Source organism: Zwartia hollandica (assembly GCF_019923725.1).
GTDB lineage: Bacteria > Pseudomonadota > Gammaproteobacteria > Burkholderiales > Burkholderiaceae_B > Zwartia > Zwartia hollandica.
On sequence record NZ_JAHXRI010000025.1, the window covers coordinates 1 to 18,790 of the forward strand.

The window sequence follows — 18,790 nt, forward strand, 5'->3', positions numbered from 1 at the left end:
CGAATGTCTTGGATCAGCTCTTAGGCGTTAACAAGACGGGTACTGCGACAGCCGCACAAGACTCTTTACTCTACGCAGTGGCCGGTCAAACCGCAGCAAGCCTTCCAGGCTTTGCACAGTCCCTCTCGGGCGAGATCCACGCGGCCTCCGCTGCGACCTTGCCACAGGCAACACAGCGGGTGCAGCAAGCGGTGTTGGCACGCCTAGGCGACTTCCCGATGGCACCGAATCAACTCAACGGCGGTGCTGGCGCCGGCAACGCAGCCACCCCCTTATCGGCAGGCGCCATCACAGGTAATAACCCCTCAGGGCTACCTACCGCCAACATGAGTTCAAACCCCGCCGTCAACCCGAAGTCCGCAAATATTACTAGCGCAGCCGTAGCAGACGGTCGTGCCTGGGGTGAGATCGCCTACCAGCGCGGTGAGCGTTCAGGTAACAGCGGTGGCAATGGCTTTAACAACAACCTATACCAAGCCGTGTTTGGCGTGGATGCATATACAAACGCTGCGCTTGGGCTCAAACTTGGTGGTGGCTTAGCGCTCTCAAACACCACAGTTAATGCTACGGGTGGCAACAGCACCATCCAACAGGGTGCACTGTTCCTGTACGGCAAGATGCCTGTGGCAGAAGATTATGTACTCGACGGTATGGTCAGCCTTGGCCTAAGTTCAACAAACCTCTCGCGTAGCGACATCACCGGCATCAGCAATGGCTTTAGCAACAAGTCAGTGATGGGTAACGATGTGCTGGTGAGCGCAGGACTGAGCCGTCCGTTTGAGACCAGCGGTGTGCGCATCACGCCGTATGTACGGCTCACTTACCAGTACGTGGGCCAAGCCGCTTACGATGAAGGCGCAAGTGCTGCAGCACTTAACGTCTCACGCATGGGCGCCAATGGCGTACGTGGAGTGATCGGAGTGGGGGCAGGGTCGCTTAACAAAGATCCGCTCAAAGATGAATACACCTACCGTGCGAACCTCGCCATCGGTGCCGACTCGCAGGGCTTACTGAACCCGACGCTTAACACCACCCTAGGTGGTTACTCAAGCAGTGTGACCACCCCCACAGCGGGCTCTACGTTTGTGCAGGCAGGTTTGTACGGCACAGTGAAAGTCGCTGACAGCGCCTACGCCTATGCAGGCGTCTCGGTCGAGGCTAGGACAGGGCAGACGTTGTATGGCGGGAGTGTGGGTTTAAGGGTGGCGTTTTAGGGAGGGTGCCCAGAGTTCGTATCCCTCCCGCAGACCAAAAGCAAAAAACCTGAGATTGCAGCACCTCAGGCGATTTGTGATGCAGTCAAGGCTGCCCCGCTAAGTAGTAAAGCAAATCAAGCACCCTCGGGTGCTTTTTGTTTTTTTACATATCAATTCGGCACCTGCGACTAATTGTTTTAGCCGATGCACAGTGTTTTGCTCAAACGATGCTATTCGGGCATAAAAAAGCCACCCGAAGGTGGCTGTCTTGCTTGTTACCCCAGTGGGTGAGGGTTGCCGGTGTAGTAGGAACTGATACCAGTGAAAGACATTATTAATAATGAGCCATCCTTGCAGCTCGTACACTTAAGTTAATGCTTGAGTCGTCCCTCGAGCACCACTTAGGCCCTTACTACTCCATAGGCGATGTGAGCAAATGGGGTCCAAGCAATGAAACCAACCACCACGGTAGCGAGGGTCATCGCGCCTGAGGGTTTCTGTTTTGAGTGAGAGGTGGCTGAATCTAGTCGTCTCATTCTACAAGAGATGAGATCCAAAATGCCCCAGAGCAGGACGCCACCAAATAAGAGGATGCCCGCGAGACTGCCAATCGTGGTGAGATGACAGAGCGCCCAAACAATGACCCCTACAAGCATTGGATCTTTAAGTTTGGCTTTAATGGCATTATTTGGAATGTAGGCTGCCGCGACCAAAATGAGTGAGACAAGGCTGAAGTACACGGTGATGTGCCAAGCCCAAGGTGGGGGTGTCCAGATCGTGATGGGTTGCGGTCTTGCTTCTAGGTAACCAACAGTGATCAGTGCCAAGCCAGCGATCGAAATCAAGGAATAAATTATCTTCCAGGTGACAACACCAAATTTTTTGACCTGTGTATTTCGCCATTCGTGCGCAACGATACTGACTGAATGGATTCCTAAAAAAAGGATTAATCCAAAGATGAGTGTGGTCATAACGTTCCCTTAAATATACGACTAGGCAAATATCATAATAAACAACTGTTTAATATGATACCTGACCTTGTGGTAATTAAGGTTCGTCTATCCAGTGGGGTGTATCAGCTGACCAAGCTAACGATTTTGCCCACCAAGCCGTTCTTTGGTAGGGCCGGCAATTGATCAAACGGGATCTTAGAAATTTCGTCAGCTCTTTTGGTATCTACCCCTAAACTCAGTAGTAAGGTGTAAACGATCTCGGTCTCATATCCTTCTGTATGCTTCGAATTGAGTGCGTCTTGAACCCCAACTCTTAGGGCGCTGATCACGAGATTGACACCGATCTCAACAGGCATATCTGTGAAGTAGCCTTGTTCAATACCCGCTGCGATATCGTTTTGAATGTCCTTATAGCCTTTGTGTCGGGCGTCGCCAAACGGCCACTCAGTTTTCAACATTAGCCTACCCAACAAGGGCACGCTGGTCATCATACGGATGCCAATTCTAGTTTTAGTCGCTGTGCGTAAGGCGATGTCAGAAATTGTAGAACCAACCGAGTTGACGGGTTTTAGTAGCTCTACGCCAGATTTTTTAGCACTGGCATTCAGAAAATCTTCTACGCTTCGGAAACATTTATAGAAAGATGCCCTGGACATCTCCGAATGTGCTGCGACATCTTCAACTTTTATGTCGCTGATCGGTTTCGTCGAAATCAACTTGGCGCTACTCGACAGGATACGCGCGCGCGCCCATTGGCGCCGTTTTTTATCATCGGTAAAGAGGTGGTTAGTAATCTTAGCCATCGTTAATTTTCATGACACATTGACCCACAAGGGTAAGTTTGTCGAAGACTAATTATCTAACGCAGCGACCTTGCCTAGTAATCCAGTTGTTGGCAGTGCGGGTAGAGCAGGAGATGGGATTTTCAATAGTTCATCAGCAGTTTTTGCATCCAGACCCAACCCAATGAGCGCTTGGTATAGCACTTTGTTCTCATAGCTTGTGGAGGGTGACTTGCTAAGCATGACGCTAATTCCACCAATTAGGCTGCCGACCAAAAGGTTGCACCCAATGGACGCAGGCATTTTGGCGAATAACCCTTCTTTAATGCCAAGTTCAACATCCGAACTGATGTTGGTAAAGACATTGAACTCAGTGTTTTGAGTCGGCCAAGGCAGTTGAATCAGGAAATTCCCTAAAATCTTATGCTTGGCCAAGCTGCGCATGGTTAATTTTGCATTGACGACCAATCGGTTAGCCGTGCTGGGGATTTGGTGGGTGATTGCATCGATCTCTGCGGTGAGTTCGTGTGCCAGTTGGTTTGCCAAGGCTGGAATTAATGCCTGAACCGAGGGAAAGTACTTATAAAAGCTGCCTCTCGACACCTCTGCATGCTTAATGATGTCGTCAACATCTATCTCATGGATAGAGACCTCAGAGGCTAGAGCAAGCAAGCTAAACATGAGGGAGTTTTGCATCTCTTCACGTCTTGATGCCGCAACTCTAATTCGATGGTCTTGTATTTTAAGCATCCTCGTATTTTAGGTCATCTGCATTCTTTTTAAAAGAATCGCGAGTTTTTTGGGCATTTTCGCCAGCCTGACCTATTTGAGGCCTCGCACGTCAATGTTTGACACGGCACAAATCAGGCCTCCTGCGTGATTGCATTGACACGCCAACCAATGAATTTGTATACTAAGTGTCACTATGACATTTAGTTTATTTACTTTTTGACAACAAGTATTTGTCAAAAAAACCAGGGTAGGAATCGAACATGTTTGGCTCAAAAAATCTCCGTTCTCTTTTAGGACTCATCGGTCTAGTTACGGTACTAGTGGGTTGCGGAGAAGGTTCGTCTTCATCGAGCAGTTCGCAAACAGATCCGGGCACGCCAACGACGCTGGTGACCGCGGCCAATGGAACAAGCACTCAATTCTGCGCTCCAAATGCTCAGTGTATTTCCCCTCTGTTTGCAAAACTCGCTCAGGTTTCAAACAAACTGAGCATAGCCGCTACGCCTTGGACCAACACTACGACTAATATTATTACCATCTCTAAAACTCCTTACGTCGAAGGGGCGGTGACGGCGGCCCAGATCGACCCGGCAGGTAGTGTCTTCTCAATCACAACCGATGACAAATATCGCTACTTTCAAGGCAATGGTTTGCCAAGTACGCCAATGGGAAATTATCCTGTCCAGCCAGGCACCGCGGCGTACTCGTATTACTCGGCCTTACCGGGTGGTACCGATCCGCGAACAGGTCAACAATATTCCTCTGCTGCCGCCATTTCTATTTCTCCTTACGACCTGAGAGGGAAATTGCCGTTAAATCCCGTGGTGACTGGCTTTAATCCGATTAACTCGCTCATCATTGGCATCACGTTGACCGGCACAGTTTGGCATGCAGAAATCGCAAACGATTCAAGTGGTAATTGGTACAGCCCAACCAATGCGCTTCCGAATGATCAGTGCTTTGGCCATCCTTATTCTCAGCAATACCACTTGCATGGCTATTCATGGAAGTGCTTCCCCAATCAAGGGACCACTGGTCACTCGCCCTTAGTTGGCTATGCGTTGGATGGTTTCGGCATTTATGGTCCACGCGGTGAAGATGGAAAGATGGTCACGAACGCTCAGTTAGATGCGTGTCATGGCCATACTCACCCAGTCGAATTTAATGGCACGGTTCAAAATATCTATCATTACCATTTGAATAATGAATATCCTTTTTCTGTAGGCTGTTTTAGAGGGACGCCAGACTATGCTGCGGCACTTGGCTCTGAAACGATGCGACAGGGCGTCCCCTATGACAAGCTCCCGGACCTGGCAGGGATTGTTGTTCCTCCGGATGTGACTTCTGAAATTTTAAAACCGGGTGTGCGTTAGGTACGATCGAAGACGTGACCCTTAATGTTCGTGCGGTGAGTGCTGGCAAAAGTCAAACCTTAGCGCGTTTGCAAACTGGCGAGATACTAGGATGGGGCGGAGCGGGTAGCGGACGCTATTCGCCTGGAAATATCGATATCTGCAGCCCTAGAAGATCGAATCGCGATCCTGTATACGTTGGACAATCTGAACGTTTTTCTTCAGCGTCAGCAGGCTATGGTGTCAGTCTGGGCGTGACGATGCAAAACGAAGTGTTGGTTTGGGGTTGGAATCCAATCGGTATCGGTGGTATTGACGCAAGTTCTGAAATACCCAGCCTCATAGAATCCATTGCTCGCCCTGTATCCGTGGCGGCAGGTCAATCAATCTTTGCTGCTCTTGATGAAGCGGGCAGACTCTACACCTGGGGTCTTAATGTGGATCACGCTTTGGGCCGAACGACTGAACACATGAATACTTTGCCCGGCATTGTGTATGGCCTACCCGCTCTACAAGCGGTAGCGTTAGGCGATAACTTTATGATCGCGTTATCGCGCGCGGGCGAAGTTTTTTCTTTTGGTAGTAATTCCGTGGGGCAACTTGGGTTGGGCCATTTAAGAAACGCAGCCACTCCAATGCCTGTTCGCATTGCGGCTTCGATTAAGAGTATCGCCGTTGGCGCGACCCACGTCTTAGCCCTTTGCCGTGATGGCAACGTTTACGCTTGGGGTAGCAATCAATACGGACAGTTAGGTCATCGACGCCAGCGCTACGACAGCCAAGCGACTTTGCTTGAGATGCCAGAAAAAATATCAGTACTCGCTGCCGGTATGCATTTTTCATTAGGGCTAACAGAAGCCGGTCACGTCTACGCTTGGGGGTGGAACGGTTTTGGCCAACTTGGTACCAATGACACGCAGCCTCGAAGTACACCCACAAAAGTGCAGGGGCTTGCCCAAGTGCAGGCAATTGCTGCGGGTGAGATGCATGCTCTGGCGGTTAGCAAGCAAGCTTTATTCGGATGGGGTAATAATGAAGTCGGTCAGATCGGTGGTGCCGCTCAACAACAACTGATACCTTTCCCTTTCTGGGAAAATGGCTGATGCGACCATGACGAACGGCCACGAACAAGAACATGGCAGGCGTCAATTTTTACGCTACGGGTTGAGTGTCGCTTCAGGTGTCGTGGTGCCAGTAAGCTTAACGGCTTGTGAGCAACGCGAGACTGAGCGTCAAAAAACTCCGATACAAACCTTCGTCCAACCGCCATTGGTCGAAGCAAAAAATGGTTTGTTGGATGTCACGCTCACAGCTTCCTATTTTGACACTGTGTTATCGGGCGTACATCCAAATGTCCGTCATCCCGTGTCCTTACGTGCCTATGGCTATGACGCTCAACGTGCAGGGTACGCAGGCCCAACCTTAGTGGTGCGCGGCGGCGATACCTTGAGGATTAGGCTGCTGAACCAATTGCCAGAGAATCCTCCCTTTAGAGCGTTTCGCGATCCGACAAATTACATCAAGCCGAACACGACGAATTTGCATGTACACGGTTTGCATGTGTCTCCCGCTATCAATGAGGACGCAACACCGCCCGAATATGGCGACTATGTGGTGGATCCGAATTACGGTGGCGTATTGCCGAACGGGGAGTCTCGTCAGTACGTCCACCGCATACCCAATAATCACCCTGCCGGTCCGTTCTACTATCACCCCCAATATCATGGCTCAAGTGCCTTGCAAGTCGGCAGCTTGATGTCGGGTGCGATTATGGTCAGAGGAGAGGTGGATGACTTGCCAGAAATGGCGCAAGCGACGGAGCTGATCTTTTTATTTCAGGCGCCTTATTTTGCGTTAAATCCCTTCTTTAATGACGCGATGGGTGTTGCCGACGGTCGCTTAGAAAAGTTTCTTCAGTTGACGCAATACCCAACCGGTCGAGGCTTAAAGAAACATACTCGCGCCGATGAGTATAGCGATGCTCAGCCTGTACTGATTAATGGTGTGCGTCAACCTACGATCGTGATGCGTTCTGGCGAAGTCCAGCGCTGGCGATTGATCAATACCCAAGTGTTTAACTCTCTGAATCTCAGTCTAGATGGGCACGTGCTAAAGCAATACACAGCGGATGGCTGGGGTAGCACTTCGTATATAGAACATGACGACGCCAGAAAAGCGAGCGGACTTGGTTTGCACCTCGCGCCAGGTAATCGCGCCTCTGTTGTGGTCCAAGCAGACAAGCCGGGCACCTATTACTTGCGCGGCTTGCCTGTAAAGATTTCCGGAGGTGCTGATCCAATCGTATTGCCAGAAGATACCTTGGTAAAAGTGATCGTGGTCGACGTTAAACACACCATGTCAATACCGAAGACGCCCTTGCCGGTCAGTCACTTTTTAGCGCCCATTACGGATGACGAGTTTGCCAATAACGGCGGTAAGAAACGCAACATTATTTTTAAGATGACCGGCAATGACGCGTTGTTAAATGCTCAACAAACACCAGGTCCGTTGGAGCAGGCGGCAGAAGTACTCAGCTCCCTTGTCGCGCAGGCGGAAAAGTCTTACCAACATCACAAGTTGCAGCTTCAAGAAAAGATCGTGTCAACCTTCGGGTCGCGGTCTCGGACGCCAATCTACCCACCACCGCCAAACCTTGTGCCGCCTTTTGATATTCAGGCCGCCAACACAGTCCATGAAATTGCGATACTGGATGCAGTTGAAGAATGGACTATTTTCAACATGAATCACTTGGCTCACGTGTTTCATATTCACGTCAATCCGATGTACATCATCAAGGTCAATGGCAAGCCTATTGAGCCATACTGGTGTGATACGGTCGCTTTACCTACGGGTGGTACCAGCCAAAATCCTAGCTCAGTCACGTTTCGGATGCGGTTTAAGGATTTTACTGGGCCCTACATCCTCCATAATCAGCGGCTGCAAGCGAGCGATCTTGGAATGATTCAACGCGTCACTGTCGTTGCGCGGGGTTGAGTTGACATGGCCAGTCTGATCATTCGTTGCCCTGTACACCCCGTCGCAAACAATGTTGAAGACTGGTCGGCGCAAGAGCTGTATTTCTCTTGGACGCTGAGCAATGAAACCGATTTTAAAAAAGTGTTGGATTTAGACGCTTTGCCGGTCGCAGACTCTGTGCTCGCGATTATTCCTGGCATTGACGTTCGATTAAAAGAACTCAAGGTTCCAGCGGTCAGTTCTAAGAAAATCATTCAGATTTTACCGATGCTCATGGAAGATGAGTTGTTGGCTTCAGTTTCGGACACCAGTATTCAGCTGCTTCCCCCGATGTTGAATCAAGCTCCCGATCGAAGATTAGTAAGCGTGATCAATCGCGACTGGTTGTTGTGGCTCAGTCAAAAACTTTCGGTGATCAATTGCGAACAGCTTCAATTGATTTCAGAGAGCCTATTGCTGCCAGAAACGACTTCAGTTATTTTTTATCAACAAGAGGACACAACAAATTTCTATACTTCAAAAAAATCGTCGACTGATATCGTGTGTTGGTCGCAACCAGTGGATGAGCCTGTTCTATTCACTGAACAATATAGCGATCAGCCGGAAATGCTGGAGCTGTCCGCAGAGCTCTTAGTTAGTGGCGTGACGATATATAAAGAATCGTATAAAGCAGTTAATTTACTACCAGACGAATACTATGATTTTAGAAAAGACCGACAAAGCGAACTACAACACTGGCTATCGCGAGATTTATGGAAAGCTCCCTTACGATGGGCAAGATACGCGACACTGACGCTTTGTACGAGCTACCTTTGTTACATATTGACCTTGCTATGGCAAGATCGTCAGTGGGAAGCCCGCCTACAGAATGCAACGAGTCAATTCTTAACAGCTCGCACAGATAGTCAAACGAGTTTTGCAAGCTTAGTCAACGTCAGTTGCCTTGCTGCACATAGAAATCTTGAGACTTGCAGCGGCGATTTTGAGCCACAGTTAGTGGCTTTGCAAAACGTACTAAGGAACGCCCCACCCGAGGGCTTAAAAGTCTTGGAGTATTCAAAAAAAGGGTTGATCTTTGAGTTGCAGGAAGCGACTCTTTCGACTAGCCAGCGTTTAGCCATTATGCAAGATCACTCGGTGCAGTCTCTCGGCCCGACGCGGTTTTTGTTGAGTCCATACGCGAGTCTTGCATATGACTAATACCGTCTTGTCGCCAGCGATAAAAGAGACTCTTCTGCGCATCTTTAAACAGTTGCCGCCTAAGATCATTATTGGCATTGGTGCATTACTGATGCTGGGTGTTTGTTGGTCATTGCTGGTTCAGCCACTTCAGCAAACCCTCGAGCTGCGTTTACAAAGATACCCAACTCAATTAATGAGTATTCAAGAGCTCAATCGAACGTTACTCAACTATAAAGATAAGAGTGTACGAATCCCAAGCTTGTCAGAAAGTGAATTGTCTGTTTTGCAACAAAAGCTATTTTCTGAGGGAGTCAAATTCACCTTAACTCGAGTTGAGACGACGGACCTAGTGCGGCTCGAGCTGAAGATTGATGAGATTGAATTCAGCCGATGGCTTGAGCTCGTGGTGGATTTTCGAAAGAATAATGGGTTGTACGCGAGCGATGTCGTCATCAAAAAAATTGATCGTGTGGGCGTGATTCAGCTGAACGCAACCTTGGTGCAAGTGCGATGAAGATTAAATTTGAGCGCCATTCGTTCGGTTTCGGGTGGCCGAGCCGAATCGTTCTTTTGGCTAGCGTGCTAATTCTAGTGATCGCTTGTTTTCCAATACGCTGGCTGAGTGCAAGCGTTGCAAAATTGACAAATTGTCAATTGGCTGTTCTCCAGCCCGAAGGGACTCTGTGGAAGGGGAGTGCACAGCTGGGCTTTTCGGATATTAGATTAGGTACTTCAGAGACGTGCCAGGCTCCGGGGGCTGGCACTGACAGATTTTCATGGAAAACGCAGTGCTCAGTATTTGATGTTAAGTGCACGTGGTTGATTCAGTATGTCAATACGATACGACCCATTGAGTTAAGTGTTCAGCCCAGCACAATCACGTTGGCCAGTAATCAAATCGAACTGCCGGCCAATCTGCTTGAGGTTGCGGGTGGTGTATTTCGCTCTCTACATCTTCGCGGAAAATTAGTGATTCGTTGGGACGATCTTATTTGGGATTCTTCGCGTAAAGGCCTTGTCGAGGTTCAATTTTTACAATTGGCGAGCCCTATCAGCCCGGTTAAACCACTCGGTAGTTATGCATTGACGTTTCAAATTGCGCAAGAGTTGAAGTTGGATTTTTCGACAATCAATGGACCGTTGCTGTTATCGGCAAAGGGAACGATTGAGAAGGGTCGCTTGTCATTGCATGGGGAGGCAACGGCTTCACCAGAATCGCTTGACTCCTTAATTGGCTTGCTCTCAGTCATTGGTAACAAAGACGGCGCTGTTTACCGCTTTAAAATTTAAGGCTCATTATGTTTCGTTTCTTTAAAAACACCGTAACGTTAGCGTTTATCGTCTTTGTGCAACAAAACTGTTTTGCGCAAAGCAATGGTATCAACCTGTCGTTTAATAATGCGGATGTCGAGGCTGTCATTTCAACCGTTGCTCGAGCCACTAATCGTTCGATTGTGGTTGACCCAAAGGTTCGAGGCAAGATCTCTTTAAATAGTAGTCGGCCGCTTACGCCTGATCAAGCGTTAGACAGCTTGTCAACAGCCTTGCGAATGAACGGCTTTGCGCTAGTGAATACTGCCGGTGGTTACCGTGTTGTGACAGAGGCGGATGCAAAATTACAGTCCTCACAGACTTACTCCTCAAAAACAGATGTCACGGGCGATCAAATTATTACCCGCATATTTCATTTGAACTTTGCATCAGCGGCCAATGTGGTCAATATACTTAGGCCTCTGATTGCGCCTAACAATACGATCAACGCCTTGCCTGGTAATAACTCAATCCTTGTGACTGATTACGCCAGCAACCTCGAGCGAATTGAAAAAATTATTCAAAGCGTCGACAACCCCTCCGCAACCAAAGTGGAAACAATTGCATTAAAAAATGCGCAAGCGGCGAAAGTGGCATCCCTTGTCAATCGAGCGCTCGAAACTAGTGTCCCGCAAGGAGGGGATCCTATTTCGAAACCCACCGTTCTGGCAGATCCTAGAACAAATTCATTAATCGTTCGCAGTGGCAATGCCGAGCGGTTAGCGCAAATTCGAAGGCTTGTCGCTACGCTCGATACCGCAAAGAATGTAGGTAGTGTGTATGTGGTGCCTTTGAAAAATGCAGAGGCGTCCCAATTAGCGATTACCTTGCGGGCACTTGTGGCAGCCGATAGCTCTTCGACTGACCCTACCAATACAAACGTTCAAGGCAACGCCAATCTTAGTGCGCAAGCACCAAATCCTATTCAGGGTGGCACATCGCCAATAAACCTTGGCGGCGGTGTCGGCGGCGGCGGGGCCAATCCTCTTGGAGCCGGAATGTCGGCTGCGGCATCCACTGCGTTGACCAGCAGCAGTAGCCCTTCGACCGGAGGCATTATTCAGGCCGATCCCAATACAAACTCACTGATTATTACGGCGACCGAACCCGTTTTTAAAGATTTAATGAAAGTGATCGCGCAGCTCGACCGGCGCAGGGCCCAGGTCTATATCGAATCCATGATTGTTGAGTTGACGGATGCGAATGCTGCCGAACTTGGCGTCCAGTGGCAGGCACTCAACAGTTCGAATACTGCCTTTGCAGGCACCAATTTTACCGGACCCACCTCTTCGGGTAACACAAACATCATCGGAGCCAGCGCTGCAATTAACGCACTACTTGGCACAGCTGCTGCAGGAACAGTTGCTGCAGTCACACCTGTTCCGACCTTGGGTCTTGGAATCAATATCGGTTCAATCACAAATTTTGGTAGTAATTTGGCATTCTCATCGCTCCTGAGAGCGATTTCAACAATTTCTGGTGCAAACGTTTTATCGACGCCTAATTTAATGACGCTCGATAACGAAGAGGCCCGCATTATTGTTGGTCAGAATATTCCAATTGTGACGGGTTCGTATGCGCAGACAGGAAGCACTTCGACCGTCACGCCGTTTCAAACATTTACGCGACAAGATGTTGGCTTAACACTCCGTGTGCGGCCACAAGTGTCAGAAAATGGGACGGTGAAACTTCAGATATTTCAAGAAGTATCGAGCATCCAATCCGTTTCGAACGCCACCGGAATTATTCTAAATAAAAGAAACGTTGAGTCCAATGTGATTGTTGAGGACGGACAAATCATTGTGTTGGGCGGGCTGATTGGGGATAACTACACGGATGGTAGCTCTAAGATTCCTTGGCTAGGTGATCTTCCGTTAATCGGCGGTCTGTTTAGATATGATAATAAGTCTCGAACTAGAACAAATTTAATGGTGTTTATACGCCCATCGGTGCTGCGCAACAATGAACAAATTAATACGTTTTCAAATAACAAATTAGATGACCTAGAAGAAAAACGTAAGACTTTTGTGCAGGCTCCGTTATTGCTTCCAAAAGAGAATCTAAATACAGCGTCTTTGAGAGACATCAGAGACATCATGCATGACATTGCACCGTGATCAGAATTCCATTTTCCTTTGCTCAGAGTCACGAGGTCTTATTGCGAGATCTGGTGGGAGAGACTCCAACTCTATTTTTTAGCACTAAAACAAAGCCTTCAACTGTCCACGAAGTTGCGCGCAACTTGGGGCCCCTGCGCTATTGTCAAAAGAGTTCAGAAGAGCTTCTTTCAATGATTAGTCAAGAGTATGCTCAAAAAGAAACGGATGCAGCGACGGTCGTTGATGAGTTAGAAGAAAGTGTTGACCTGGCGCGTCTCATGCAAGAGATCCCACTCACACAGGACTTGTTGGAACTCAGTAATGATGCGCCCATCATTCGTATGATCAATAGCCTGTTCAAGCAGGCGAGTCGTGATGATGCGTCAGATATTCACTTAGAGGCCTACGACAAACAATCTGTTGTACGTTTTCGGGTGGACGGAAACTTACGAGATGTTGTGGATTTGAAACGAGGTCTGCATGCAGCCTTGGTCTCCAGAATTAAGATCATGGCTTCATTGGACATCGCCGAAAAGCGCATGCCGCAGGACGGCAGAATCTCTTTGAGAGTGGGTGGTAAGGCGCTAGACATTAGAGTGTCAACGCTACCGACCGCCCACGGTGAGCGCGTTGTGATGCGTCTGTTGGAAAAGAATTACTCTAAATTGGATTTAAAAGCGCTTGGTATGGCGGTGGATACTGAGAAAAGTTTTTTAGAGTTAATTAATAAGCCTTATGGAATTGTGTTGGTGACGGGCCCAACCGGTAGTGGAAAAACGACCACGCTATACAGCGCACTATTAACCTTGCGTTCGCAAGTCAATAATATTATGACTGTCGAAGATCCCATTGAATACAATTTAGAAGGGGTCGGTCAAACGCAAGTGAATTCACGTATCGAAATGAACTTTGCGCGGGCGCTTCGGGCAATCTTGCGGCAGGATCCTGACATCGTCATGATTGGCGAAATCCGTGATTTAGAAACGGCACAAATTGCAGTCCAGGCTTCCCTCACTGGTCACTTGGTTCTTGCAACATTACACACAAACGACGCACCCTCGGCGGTGACTCGCTTGATCGATATGGGTATTGAGCCGTTTTTGTTATCTTCTTCGTTGTTGGGTGTTTTGGGTCAGCGTCTTATCCGGCTGACCTGTACGGCCTGTCATGGTCAGGGTTGTGCAGACTGTACTCAGACTGGATTTAAAGGCCGAGCCGGTATTTACGAGTTAATGACAACGTCGGTTGAACTTAAGGAGCTAATCCACCAAAACGCTTCTGAAGCGCAGATACGACAAAAGGCCCTAGAAAGTGGGATGCGTTCGTTAGTGCAAGATAGCGAGAGATGGGTGAATACGAAGATGACCACGCTTGCCGAGGTGAGGCGTGTGACGGGTGCAAATCACGTGGATATTTAGCCATGCCACTATTCCAGTTTGAAGCTGTTACCTATGCTGGTAAAACAGAACGCGGCACCGTTGAAGGCGATAGTCTGCGCGCGGTCAGGCAGCTTTTGTTGAGTAAAGAGTTGGTTCCTCTTTCAATTGTCGATGTCGCATTGACACAAGCGGTTGTCAATGACCGTCGTTTATTTTCGAGTCGCCGGTCGATCTCTTCAAAAGACTTGGCTATTCTGTCAAAGCAGCTAGCGCTTCTGGTTAGATCGGGAATCTCTATCGAAGATGGTATCAGCATTCTTTCCGAAGATTCTAGTATCAAGAAGCACACGCGCAAGGTGCTTGATTCAATCTTGGCAGATATCCGTTCTGGTCTACCTCTCTCTCAGGCGCTAGCCAACCACCCCCAATCTTTCGGCGCGTTTTATCAAGGTATCGTCGCTGCGGCTGAGCAGTCCGGCCAAATGGCCGAGGTGCTGACGCAATTGGCCTTTTTTTTAGAAAAGCGAGAAGCGCTTAAGCAAAAAGCCTTAGGCGCCTTAGTCTATCCCGCAACACTCGCCAGTATTTCAATTGTCGTGATCATCTTTTTAATGACGTATGTGGTTCCCCAAATTGTTCGCGTCTTTGAATCGACTAAACAAACAATGCCAGTCATCACTCAAGTTGTGATGGCAATGTCTAATTTTTTAAGCAAATGGGGTTTGGTTCTGTTGCTGGCAGGCTTGGTGAGCACGCTGATCTTTAAATATTTGTTACGCCGCCCTGATTTTAAATATCGCTGTCATGAGCTATGTTTAAAGATTCCCGTTGTTGGGGCATTACTTCTCGAGTTTGAAACGGCCAGATTTGCCGGGACAATGGCCTTGCTTTTGGGGGCCAATATCCCCATACTCTCCGCGTTGCATTATTCAAAGAATACGCTTTCTAATTTGGTTCTGAAGCGAACAATCGAGCAGGCTGAAGTACGGTTGTCTGAAGGATCGTCTCTTGCCAAGGCTATCGCGAACCAAGGGATATTCTCACCTATCCTTGTACATTTAATTCGCTCGGGGGAGGCTAGTGGCCAGTTAGCTGAAATGTTGCGTTATGCGGCAGAGAATGCCGAGGCTGAAGCCGAACATAAAACCAAGCTATTTACCAACTTACTTGAACCACTATTGATTTTATTGATGGGAGGGTTGGTGCTTGGCATTGTGATGGCGGTGATGCAGCCGATCTTAGAGATGAATAACGGAATTCGTTGAAATACAGGTTAAAAGGAATGGGCTCACTTCACTTGAATAATTCTTTGCTTGCTCCATAAAACTGCGGTGTAGTTTTTATCAGACTGTGGAGTTGTAAATCTTCGGATGAGCGCTTGGGTATGAATACTGCGCTGCTCGATGAGCATGTTGGTATGTGCCAACCAGTAATCGGATTTGACTTCCACTGAGCTCAGAGGCTGCAGTGCTCTATTTGGTTGAATCTTTGTCAGTAACTGAGTGATATCGTTCTGGCTTTTTAAAGGCATGCTCACTCTCAACTGTATAAATCGCATGGCATCTGCTTGCGATAAGGTTGGCAGTAATGCTAACAAGATCTCGTTAGACGTCGTATTCATGTTGATCGCGGTCGGCTCTGGCAATACGATTGCAAAGCGGCTAAGTTTTCTTAACATATCACTGCTGTAGCCTGGTATGTTGATCAGTTCATCAAGATATTGCAGTCGGCGGTTATTCCGCAAAACATACTGTGCCGTTTGGTCGGCTAGATTCTTGTTAAGTCCAAGTTGCTCAAGCAAATTTGCATAGGTCTGAAGTCCGGCGAGATTGACACTGCTTGTGTTGGAATCCCACAAGTTGGCAATATTAAAAAGTGCTTGGGCGTCTTGGATCGCACCGCTAAATTTGATGCTTCTTAACTCTTCCGGTAGATCTTGGTTTTTAAGGTAGTCTTCTACGCGACTATTTTCGATGGGTAGCGCCCAGATCTCGCCTAAATGATCGACTCCGGGGCTGTTCACTAAATCAATTTTCAATACCAGTCTCACTACATCAATGAGTGATCGTTGCAGCCAAGACACCTGCGTATTCTCTTTATAAATTTGAGTCTTTCTGATTTCAAAATCTTGTTGCCACATCAGGCTTGATACGCAGATCGCAATCAGGCTGACTACAACTAACGCGATAAGCGTAGCCGAGCCTTTTTGTGACTGTGACTGTGAGTATGAATCACACATCTATAACTTCCCTTCTGCGATACAAGAACTTGTCAGAGGAGCTCGCATGCCGACACGTGATAGTGAAAGTTGCAGACCGACAGCCGATGTTTTGGTGTGCGAACTCCAGTACGGTTCAATCTTTTGCTGCAAGACTCGTGGCAATTGATAGGAGAGTTGAGCAGAGGCTAACCCTAGGTCTGGATCTTTTGACAGCACTGCGAGCATCTGTGCCGCATCTTGCTTGTCGCGAAAGGGCGGGGTGGTATATCTTTTAAGGGAGTTGTCTGAGACGGTATAGCCGACAAATTGCCAGCCACTCGCTTGCACGGAGGAGTAGTGCCGCATGATCCAGGTGTACGTATTTCCTTGGATAAAACTAGGTGGTGATTTTTCGTCAGCATTTTTGACCATTGTCTCGCAGTCATTTTGAAAGTGTTTCAGCATGACAACAACCGTTTCGTGATCCTTGATTTGTTCCTCTACGCTGTCTTTCACTCGAAACGCACCACCTAGGCCTTGACTGGCCATGAGGCCAAGGATGCCTAAAATAAGAAGCGCAACCATGGTCTCAATTAACGTGAAGCCTTGATCGTTCTTCATAAATTTGACGTTAAATAATTGAAGACAATCGTTGTGAGTTTGGCCAGCCGTTGACCCTGTGCTGAGGTTGGGTCAGTTGGATTTGAGAGGTAGACTTCAATGACGACCCGTCTAAACAACGGATTTGGTGTGGCAAAGGTAGAACGGATGCAAACTAATGGTACGTTTAGTTGCGAGCAGTTTGTTTTATACGTTTCAAATTCTGGCCATACCTTTTGTAAGTAAATTCTGTTGAGCGCATCATTGGCCGATAGCATCGCAAAATACTGTTGCTGAACTGTCGTTTGCGTTTGAACGCTTTGTGTTAACGCTTTAACGCCAGCCATGAGGGCAATCGCTAGTATTGAAAGGCCAACCAGGACTTCTATTAAAGAGAAGCCTAGTTGCTGAGCATTATTCTTATGTCTGAACTGCATAGCTGTTAACGAGTTTCAAAATAGCCATCCCGACGGCGATGAATTGTGGCGGTCAAAGAGCCTTGAATAATCTTAAATACAACGGGTGACGTTGAGCCCGCTTCGTCTAACTGAAATTGAGTGATTCCTTCGACATTTGTTTGAGTTTTCCAAGCGTAGGGGGAGAGCGCATCGCCAAGCACATAAAACTCGTCTTTTAAGTTAGGTGCTAAAAAGCGCCAGCCTTTTCTATCGATTTGAAACACAATCGGCGCACCAGACAGAGTTGTTTCATCTTTACCGTGATTCAGACTAACGAGCAGTCTGCGATTCATATCTTTCCACTGCGTTTGCTCAGTATTGAAAAACGATACTGACATCATCCCAAACGTAATGCTGAGGACTAATAAAACAACGAGTACTTCAATGAGTGAAAAGCCAGCTTGGTCGTCTTTGTTACCAATTACCAAGATCGGCGTCAAAGCCGGTTCCTCCAGGCTTATTGTCGGCGCCGAGACTAAAGACATCAATTTCTGCTCGGGTACCTGGATTTGAGTATTGATACGCAAAGCCCCACGGATCTTTTGGTAGGCGGTCGACATAGCCGTTTGGTTTCCAGTTTTGCGGGATGGGTTCGCTAGTAGGTTTTGCCACCAGAGCGGAGAGCCCTTGTTCGGTGGTGGGATAGCGACTGTTATCCAGGCGATAAAGTTTGAGTGCTTGAACGATTGAGCTAATGTCTTGTTTGGCAGCTATTACACGTGCCTCATTGGGTTTACTCATAATCTGCGGCACGATCAAGGTTGCCATGATTCCGATGATCGCGATGACAACCATCACCTCAATCAACGTGAAGCCAAGCTGTGAGCGATTTTTGGCGAGACAACCCTCGTGGGTTCGGTCGAAGATGTTAATTTTTCTCATTTGAGTTGAAATCCTAAATAGACAAAAGTAGGCCAGATAGGGATAAAATCGGGATTCGAGATCATCTTTGACAACCTATTCAAACAGTGCCTAATCAATTAAGTTCGCTCGCTCGGTGGTTCAGAAAGATCAAAGAGTTTCTAACTGCTGATCGCTCGATCGACTGGGCAACGTCTGGGCATAAAGTTGTTGGTTACCTGACATCAAAGCCTGCAAATCAGAACTTGTATCGTTCTCGGCAGTGGGGTAGCTTTTTCAATCAATTGAAGCCCCTATGGTTTGCGAAGGTAATCAGAAATATATTAGTGTTGTGTATCGTTTTGACCCTGATCTACACCTACTTAGCGGTGCAGCGTTTGCCAAGATTTTCGGATGCTGTTCAACCCGCGCAGATTTATCAAGTGCATGATATTCAACAAGCTGCTAACCTCTTCGGTCATAAGGACCTTGACCTCTCTAAGATTCAACTGACAGGTTTGATGCGTCATGATGCTTCATCCAGTGGGTATGCGATATTTGAGATCGATGGAAAAAATTCGGGAGCCATTGCTGTTGGTGAGACTTTTGATAAAGGGTACTTTTTAAAGAGTCTTGGGCCCGATAGCGTCGAGGTTGTTTATCAAGGTAAGCAAATTTCAGTTCCGATGACGGCAAAACGCTTTTAAACTTCATTAGAAAAGACAAAGCA

Annotated in this window: 18 protein-coding genes and 1 pseudogene; 11 read left to right on the plus strand and 8 right to left on the minus strand. The window is 47.8% G+C overall.

The window, feature by feature from the left end; genetic code table 11:
- Positions 1-1,214: autotransporter outer membrane beta-barrel domain-containing protein (locus tag KZZ10_RS14435; RefSeq protein WP_259662245.1), on the plus strand; the 1,214-nt coding region annotated here is incomplete at its 5' end.
- Positions 1,215-1,597: 383 nt separating this feature from the next.
- Here KZZ10_RS14435 and KZZ10_RS14440 read toward each other — a convergent pair.
- The 3 genes from KZZ10_RS14440 to KZZ10_RS14450 all read right to left on the minus strand — a co-directional run bounded on the left by KZZ10_RS14440 (position 1,598) and on the right by KZZ10_RS14450 (position 3,612).
- Positions 1,598-2,167 carry an NnrU family protein gene (locus KZZ10_RS14440; RefSeq protein WP_259662246.1) on the minus strand — a complete coding sequence of 190 codons (570 nt, stop codon included), beginning with the start codon at positions 2,165-2,167 and terminating at the stop codon, positions 1,598-1,600.
- Positions 2,168-2,271: 104 nt separating this feature from the next.
- Positions 2,272-2,952 carry a TetR/AcrR family transcriptional regulator gene (locus KZZ10_RS14445; RefSeq protein WP_259662247.1) on the minus strand — a complete coding sequence of 227 codons (681 nt, stop codon included), beginning with the start codon at positions 2,950-2,952 and terminating at the stop codon, positions 2,272-2,274.
- A gap of 48 nt (positions 2,953-3,000) precedes the next feature.
- Positions 3,001-3,612 (minus strand): TetR/AcrR family transcriptional regulator, encoded by a 612-nt coding sequence (locus tag KZZ10_RS14450; RefSeq protein WP_259662248.1) that lies wholly within the window; start codon positions 3,610-3,612, stop codon positions 3,001-3,003.
- Positions 3,613-3,923: 311 nt separating this feature from the next.
- Between KZZ10_RS14450 and KZZ10_RS14455 the strand changes: the two genes are divergently transcribed.
- The 9 genes and pseudogenes from KZZ10_RS14455 (at position 3,924) to KZZ10_RS14495 (ending at position 15,227) form a co-directional block, all read left to right on the plus strand.
- The gene (locus tag KZZ10_RS14455; protein WP_259662249.1) at positions 3,924-5,036 is read left to right on the plus strand and encodes a YHYH protein; all 1,113 of its coding nucleotides are present in this window, start codon (positions 3,924-3,926) and stop codon (positions 5,034-5,036) included.
- Between the two features lie 14 nt (positions 5,037-5,050).
- Entirely contained in the window at positions 5,051-6,118 is a 1,068-nt protein-coding gene (locus KZZ10_RS14460) for an RCC1 domain-containing protein (RefSeq protein ID WP_259662250.1), read from the plus strand.
- Entirely contained in the window at positions 6,111-8,009 is a 1,899-nt protein-coding gene (locus KZZ10_RS14465; protein ID WP_259662251.1) for a multicopper oxidase family protein, read from the plus strand. The genes KZZ10_RS14460 and KZZ10_RS14465 overlap by 8 nt, the downstream gene beginning before the upstream one ends.
- 6 nt (positions 8,010-8,015) lie before the next feature.
- On the plus strand, positions 8,016-9,191 hold the full coding sequence (locus KZZ10_RS14470; protein ID WP_259662252.1) for a type II secretion system protein L: 1,176 nt from the start codon (positions 8,016-8,018) through the stop codon (positions 9,189-9,191).
- Positions 9,184-9,687 carry a type II secretion system protein M gene (locus tag KZZ10_RS14475; protein ID WP_259662253.1) on the plus strand — a complete coding sequence of 168 codons (504 nt, stop codon included), beginning with the start codon at positions 9,184-9,186 and terminating at the stop codon, positions 9,685-9,687. Before KZZ10_RS14470 ends, KZZ10_RS14475 begins: the two co-directional genes overlap by 8 nt.
- Positions 9,684-10,463, plus strand: a complete 780-nt coding sequence (gene gspN / locus KZZ10_RS14480) for a type II secretion system protein N (RefSeq protein WP_259662254.1) — start codon at positions 9,684-9,686, stop codon at positions 10,461-10,463. The genes KZZ10_RS14475 and gspN overlap by 4 nt, the downstream gene beginning before the upstream one ends.
- An 8-nt stretch (positions 10,464-10,471) precedes the next feature.
- On the plus strand, positions 10,472-12,601 hold the full coding sequence (gene gspD / locus KZZ10_RS14485) for a type II secretion system secretin GspD (RefSeq protein WP_259662255.1): 2,130 nt from the start codon (positions 10,472-10,474) through the stop codon (positions 12,599-12,601).
- Positions 12,602-12,606: 5 nt separating this feature from the next.
- Positions 12,607-14,001 (plus strand): annotated as a pseudogene (locus KZZ10_RS14490) (GspE/PulE family protein); the annotation flags it as partial.
- 2 nt (positions 14,002-14,003) lie between these two features.
- Positions 14,004-15,227: a type II secretion system F family protein gene (locus KZZ10_RS14495; RefSeq protein WP_259662257.1), complete on the plus strand. Its 1,224-nt coding sequence runs from the start codon at positions 14,004-14,006 to the stop codon at positions 15,225-15,227.
- Between the two features lie 23 nt (positions 15,228-15,250).
- Here the strand turns inward: KZZ10_RS14495 and gspK are convergent, their stop codons facing one another.
- Genes gspK through gspG form a run of 5 tightly spaced genes read right to left on the minus strand, consistent with a single transcriptional unit; the run spans position 15,251 to position 18,102 of the window.
- Positions 15,251-16,201: a type II secretion system minor pseudopilin GspK gene (gene gspK / locus KZZ10_RS14500; RefSeq protein WP_259662258.1), complete on the minus strand. Its 951-nt coding sequence runs from the start codon at positions 16,199-16,201 to the stop codon at positions 15,251-15,253.
- Positions 16,202-16,783, minus strand: coding sequence for a PulJ/GspJ family protein (locus KZZ10_RS14505; protein WP_259662259.1), 582 nt, complete (start codon positions 16,781-16,783; stop codon positions 16,202-16,204).
- On the minus strand, positions 16,780-17,199 hold the full coding sequence (locus tag KZZ10_RS14510) for a type II secretion system protein (protein WP_259662260.1): 420 nt from the start codon (positions 17,197-17,199) through the stop codon (positions 16,780-16,782). The genes KZZ10_RS14505 and KZZ10_RS14510 overlap by 4 nt, the downstream gene beginning before the upstream one ends.
- 5 nt (positions 17,200-17,204) lie before the next feature.
- Positions 17,205-17,660, minus strand: a complete 456-nt coding sequence (locus tag KZZ10_RS14515; RefSeq protein WP_259662261.1) for a prepilin-type N-terminal cleavage/methylation domain-containing protein — start codon at positions 17,658-17,660, stop codon at positions 17,205-17,207.
- Positions 17,635-18,102 (minus strand): type II secretion system major pseudopilin GspG, encoded by a 468-nt coding sequence (gene gspG, locus KZZ10_RS14520; RefSeq protein ID WP_259662262.1) that lies wholly within the window; start codon positions 18,100-18,102, stop codon positions 17,635-17,637. Before gspG ends, KZZ10_RS14515 begins: the two co-directional genes overlap by 26 nt.
- Before the next feature lie 320 nt (positions 18,103-18,422).
- Between gspG and KZZ10_RS14525 the strand changes: the two genes are divergently transcribed.
- Positions 18,423-18,767 (plus strand): hypothetical protein, encoded by a 345-nt coding sequence (locus KZZ10_RS14525; protein WP_259662263.1) that lies wholly within the window; start codon positions 18,423-18,425, stop codon positions 18,765-18,767.
- The last annotated feature ends 23 nt before the right edge of the window (positions 18,768-18,790 follow it).

Bases quoted from the DNA above. Each gene is read 5' to 3' on its own strand.
- KZZ10_RS14440 (WP_259662246.1), bottom strand. From the start codon at position 2,167: ATGACCACACTCATCTTTGGATTAATCCTTTTTTTAGGAATCCATTCA.
- gspN (WP_259662254.1), top strand. From the start codon at position 9,684: ATGAAGATTAAATTTGAGCGCCATTCGTTCGGTTTCGGGTGGCCGAGC.
- KZZ10_RS14475 (WP_259662253.1), top strand. From the start codon at position 9,184: ATGACTAATACCGTCTTGTCGCCAGCGATAAAAGAGACTCTTCTGCGC.
- KZZ10_RS14445 (WP_259662247.1), bottom strand. From the start codon at position 2,952: ATGGCTAAGATTACTAACCACCTCTTTACCGATGATAAAAAACGGCGC.
- gspD (WP_259662255.1), top strand. From the start codon at position 10,472: ATGTTTCGTTTCTTTAAAAACACCGTAACGTTAGCGTTTATCGTCTTT.
- KZZ10_RS14470 (WP_259662252.1), top strand. From the start codon at position 8,016: ATGGCCAGTCTGATCATTCGTTGCCCTGTACACCCCGTCGCAAACAAT.
- KZZ10_RS14495 (WP_259662257.1), top strand. From the start codon at position 14,004: ATGCCACTATTCCAGTTTGAAGCTGTTACCTATGCTGGTAAAACAGAA.
- KZZ10_RS14450 (WP_259662248.1), bottom strand. From the start codon at position 3,612: ATGTTTAGCTTGCTTGCTCTAGCCTCTGAGGTCTCTATCCATGAGATA.
- KZZ10_RS14465 (WP_259662251.1), top strand. From the start codon at position 6,111: ATGGCTGATGCGACCATGACGAACGGCCACGAACAAGAACATGGCAGG.
- gspK (WP_259662258.1), bottom strand. From the start codon at position 16,201: ATGTGTGATTCATACTCACAGTCACAGTCACAAAAAGGCTCGGCTACG.
- gspG (WP_259662262.1), bottom strand. From the start codon at position 18,102: ATGAGAAAAATTAACATCTTCGACCGAACCCACGAGGGTTGTCTCGCC.
- KZZ10_RS14505 (WP_259662259.1), bottom strand. From the start codon at position 16,783: ATGAAGAACGATCAAGGCTTCACGTTAATTGAGACCATGGTTGCGCTT.
- KZZ10_RS14455 (WP_259662249.1), top strand. From the start codon at position 3,924: ATGTTTGGCTCAAAAAATCTCCGTTCTCTTTTAGGACTCATCGGTCTA.
- KZZ10_RS14510 (WP_259662260.1), bottom strand. From the start codon at position 17,199: ATGCAGTTCAGACATAAGAATAATGCTCAGCAACTAGGCTTCTCTTTA.